The following is a 4,197-nucleotide window of genomic DNA, read 5'->3' on the forward strand; positions in this document are numbered from 1 at the left end:
GGGCGAGCGGATGTGGAGCGGGTGGACGGGCGAGCGGATGTGGAGTGGGGACGAGCGCGCGACCCGCGCGCGAGGGCGTGCGATGCCGTTTGCGTGCCGTTTGGTGATTTCCTCCAGTAAAAGCCTGGTCGAGCGCCGGAACTGCGCGGATAGAGCTCCATGCACTTGGCCATCCGCACAACGCCGTCCCCACGTCGATTCTTCGTTAAGGCGGTGCATTCACTAGGCTCAGCGTGTTCACATGACAAATGAAGAGGGAGAGGGGCAGATTTGCTGAGCTCTACAGCGCTGAGCGCAACGGCCGTGGTTCTACTTCTGGTGTTGTTCTACGGCGGCACCATGGTCATGTCCACACGGATCGCCAAGAGGAAAGAGAACGCCGACAGCTTCATGACCGCCGGCCACAAGATCGGGTTCGGGATCTCGGCCGCGTCGATGACCGCCACGTGGATCTGGGCGTCCTCCATGTACGCCTCGGTCAACTCCGGATACCTCTACGGCATTTCAGGGCCGATCCACTACGGGTTCTGGGGAGCCCTGATGATCCTGTTCATCTATCCCTTCGGTAAACGCATCCGCGAGGTCGCCCCGCAGGCGCACACCCTCGCGGAGGTCATGTTCGCCCGCCACGGTAGGTCCTCCCAGTTCATGCTGGCCGGATCCAACATCCTGGGTTCCGTCATCTCGTTGACGTCGAACTTCATCGCCGGTGGCGCGCTGATCTCCATGCTCAGCCCGTTCAGCTTCATCCAGGGCGTGATCGTGATCGCCTCAGGTGTCCTGCTCTATACGCTGTGGTCGGGCTTCCGCGCCTCGGTGCTCACCGACTTCGCGCAGGTGGTGGCGATGCTCGGTGCGGTGATCATCATCGTGCCGTCCATGTTCTTCTTCCTCGGCGGGATCGACCTGTTCACCAGCGGGGCTGACAATCTGACGCCGCAGCAGCAGTCGTTCTTCTCCTCGGACGCTTTCCTCAACCAGGGTGCGCCGTACATCGCGGCTGTGCTCGCCTACGCGATCGGCAACCAGACCATCGCGCAGCGGCTGTTCGCGGTGCGCGAGGACCTGATCAAGCCGACCTTCATCACCGCGACCATCGGTTACGGCGCGACGATCATCGGCATCGGCATGGTCGGTGTGCTGGCGCTCTACGCGGGTATCGACCCCGTCGACGGTGACCCCAACAACGTGCTTCCCCAGGTGGCGGCGGAGTACCTGCCGGGCTTCCTGGTCGCGGTGTTCTTCATCATGATCATCGGTTCGCTCTCCTCGACCGCGGACTCGGACCTGTCCGCGATGTCGTCGATCGCGATGAGCGACCTCTACGGTCAGGGTCTGCGCGGCCGTGGCAAGCTGCCCAACCCCCGCGTGATGCTCATCGTCGGCCGCATCACCATGATCCTGGCGACGGCGGCCGCGCTGATCTTCGCCAACATCAGGTTCAACATCCTCGATCTGTTGGTGTTCGTGGGCGCTCTGTGGGGCGCGTTGGTGTTCCCGGTGATCGCGAGCTTCTACTGGAAGAAGGTCACCAACTCGGCCTTCACCGTCTCCGTGCTGGTCGCTCTGGCGGTATTCCTGCCCACCCGCTTCGGGCTGATCCCGGACTCCGGCGTGCTGGCATACGCCGTCGAGGCGCTCGCCGTGGTGGGTGTGGGCGTGGTCCTGGGCCTGATGGTGTTCGGCTTCCTCGGACTCAGGCCGGCGCTCGTCGTGGCCGTGATCGCGGCCCTCGGCAGCGCGCCGTTCATCCTCGGCTTCCTGCGTGACTACGACACGCTCACGGCCTCACTCGTCGCGTACGCGGTCAGCACGATCGTCTGCGTGGCGATGTCGTACCGCAGTTCGATGGACTACGACTTCGACGAGATCGCGCTGGCCACCGCCGATTACGACACCGACGCGGTGGCGGAGGAGCTCGCCGACGCCGACGCCAGGAACACGGCCGAGAACACGAACGATGACGACGACGACGTCGTCCGCGTCTAGGAGAGGAACCGCAGATGACACCGATACTTCTGACGATCTATGTCCTGATCTGGCCCGTGATCGTGGCCGGCGTCCTGGCCGTCCTGGTGGGAGCCTTCATCAGGGAGGCCGCCGAGGCCAAGCGGGACGGCGTGCCGATCATCTGAGCGTGCTCGACGGCACTACGGGTGTGCCCCCTCGCCGAATCCGGTGAGGGGGCACACCCGTGTCAGGAGGGGGGTCGGTCAGCTGTGGAAGATCCGTCGGTAGGCCGCGTTCATGGCGGGGGCGGGCAGGCGCCGGTAGGCGTTGCGGGCGAGGTAGTTGGCCACGGCGCGGGGACGGGAGATCATGCCCGCGTCGAGGAGGGTGCGTTGAATGGTGCGCTCGGAGGCCGTGAGCTGGCGGCTCTTGCGACGGGAGAACTGCGCATCAGTGACGCGGAACTTCACCAGCGGTTCGGGCAGGTTGTGCAGGCGGTAGCCCGCGCCGATCAGGCGGATCATCAGGTCGTAGTCCTCCTGGTAGGGCACGTGGCGGTACCCGCCGACGGCGCGGATGGCGTCGGTGCGGGCCAGCAGGGACGGGTTGTTGACCGGGTTGTTGATGCGCGCGTAGCGGGCGATGTCCTCGTGCTCGGTGGGCAGGGCGCGCATGGCCTTCGGGTGCTCCGGGTCGGTGTCGAACTCGAGCATCGCCGAACCCAGGACGTCCACCCCGAGCGTGCGGGCGGCGTCGAGTTGCCGCTCGAACCGCTCGGGCAGGGAGATGTCGTCGGCGTCCTGGCGGGCGACCCAGCTGGTCCGGACCTCGTCGAACCCGCGTTGGGACGCCGCGGCGGCGCCGAGGTTCTGGGGTAGCGCGAACCGCCGCAGGTCCGGGGTGGAGTCCAGGACCTCACGCAGCGCGGGCGACAGGGGACCGTCCTCCACCACGATCACCTCAGCGGGCTGAACCGTCTGCGCGTGCACACTGTCCAGGGCATCGCGGAGCTGCGAGGGCGCGATCGCGTGGTAGACGGTGAGCAGGACGGACAGTTCGGGGTCACGCATCGAGGTCCTCGCGGTCGGTCTGGGGGCGGGCAGGGTGCCGACGCCTGCGAGCAGTATCGCGGAGACAGGGGGTCTCTTCCGTCAGGCGTACCGCGAGGCGGCGGATGGCCGGGAGCAGCGGCGGGTGGCCGGGAGCAGCGGCGGATGGCCGGGAACAGCGGCGGGAGAACAAGAAAAGCTGCGGGCGCCTCAGGCCAGCAGCGAGGCGTCCACCTCGTCCCACGAGCTCGCGCCGCACAGGGACAGCGTGAGGTCGATCTCGGCGAGCAGGTTGTCGAGCACCTCGCCCACCCCCCGCTGCCCGGCGATGGCCAGACCGTAGATGTGCGGCCGACCGATCGTCACGGCGTCCGCGCCACACGCCATGGCCTTGACCACGTCCGTGCCGTTGCGGATGCCGGAGTCCAGCAGCAGGGTCGGCTCGGGGCCGACGGCCTCGCGGATGCGGACGAGGGCGTCCAGCGTGCCGATGGACCCGTCCACCTGCCGGCCTCCGTGGTTGGAGACCATGACCGCGTCGACGCCCATGTCAAAGGCCCGCCGGGCGTCCTCCGGGTGCAGGACTCCCTTGAGGACGACCGGTAGCCGGGTCCGGTCCCGCAGCGTGGCGATGTGGTCCCAGTTCAGCGCCGGGTTGGAGAACGTGTCGAGGAAGGTCTGGACGGCGGCGCGGGTCTCGGGGGCGGTGAGGTTCCTGCGCAGCCCGCCCGGGTGGTTCCGGGCCATCTCGAGCAGCGTCACGACGGCCTTCGGCGTGACCTTGACCGCGTCGGGGTCCGTGCCGGCGCCGGCGGCGGTCTCACGCGCGACCCGGTCGGCCACCATCTCGGCGAAGCGGGGGTCGGAGGTGTACTGGGCGATCCCGACCCCCCTCGTGAACGGGAGCGATCCCAGGTCGAGATCCCACGGCCGCCAGCCGAGCGTCGTGGTGTCGAGGGTGACGACCAGCGCCCCGGCGCCCGCGGCCTCCGCCCGGGAGATGAAGCTGTCGACAAGCTGCTCGTCCCTGCTCCAGTACAGCTGGAACCAGCGCGGCCCGTCCTTCATCGCCGCGGCAGTGGCCTCCATCGGCGACGAGCCCTGGGAGGACAGGATGTACGGCAGTCCGCGCTCGGCCGCGGCGCGCCCGATGTGGACGTCGGCGTCGCGGCGCACCAGGCCCGCGGCGCCGATCGGT

General features: G+C 67.9%; 4 protein-coding genes. 2 read left to right on the top strand and 2 right to left on the bottom strand.

Annotation, left to right across the window (positions count from 1 at the left end; genetic code table 11):
• Positions 1-339: 339 nt before the first annotated feature.
• Complete coding sequence (locus tag G6017_RS04885; protein WP_524536244.1) at positions 340-1,989, top strand: sodium:solute symporter family protein; 1,650 nt, start codon at positions 340-342, stop codon at positions 1,987-1,989.
• A 14-nt stretch (positions 1,990-2,003) separates the two neighbouring features.
• Positions 2,004-2,135 carry a putative transporter small subunit gene (locus G6017_RS16695; RefSeq protein WP_218873259.1) on the top strand — a complete coding sequence of 44 codons (132 nt, stop codon included), beginning with the start codon at positions 2,004-2,006 and terminating at the stop codon, positions 2,133-2,135.
• A gap of 78 nt (positions 2,136-2,213) precedes the next feature.
• Here the strand turns inward: G6017_RS16695 and G6017_RS04890 are convergent, their stop codons facing one another.
• Both G6017_RS04890 and G6017_RS04895 read right to left on the bottom strand, forming a co-directional pair.
• Positions 2,214-3,020, bottom strand: coding sequence for a glycosyltransferase (locus G6017_RS04890; protein ID WP_179525781.1), 807 nt, complete (start codon positions 3,018-3,020; stop codon positions 2,214-2,216).
• Positions 3,021-3,209: 189 nt separating this feature from the next.
• Positions 3,210-4,197 (bottom strand): alpha-hydroxy-acid oxidizing protein (locus G6017_RS04895; RefSeq protein WP_182616198.1); only part of this gene is annotated, 988 nt, incomplete at its 5' end.

The organism is Dietzia sp. B44 (assembly GCF_014145245.1).
Lineage (GTDB): Bacteria > Actinomycetota > Actinomycetes > Mycobacteriales > Mycobacteriaceae > Dietzia > Dietzia natronolimnaea.